The following is a 227-nucleotide window of genomic DNA, read 5'->3' on the forward strand; positions in this document are numbered from 1 at the left end:
ACGACACCAGAGCGCCGGTCACATTCGACACCACCGGAATCCGCGGCTGCTCGAACCGCAGACCCTCCGCCACCCGGCGGAAGTCCGCCAGCATCGGCTCCATACGCGGCGAGTGGAACGCGTGCGACACCCGCAACCGCGACGTCTTACGGTCCTTCCACAGCGGCAGCCACTCCTCCGCCGCGTCCACATCACCCGAGACCACCACCGCACGCGGCCCGTTCACC

1 protein-coding gene is annotated in these 227 nt (G+C 69.2%); it reads right to left on the reverse strand.

Going from position 1 to position 227, the window contains the following annotated elements; translation table 11 throughout:
• Nucleotides 1–227 (reverse strand): hypothetical protein (locus tag RKE29_RS30735; RefSeq protein ID WP_312008949.1); only part of this gene is annotated, 227 nt, incomplete at both ends.

Source organism: Streptomyces sp. B1866 (genome assembly GCF_031932565.1).
In the GTDB taxonomy this organism is placed as follows: Bacteria; Actinomycetota; Actinomycetes; order Streptomycetales; family Streptomycetaceae; genus Streptomyces.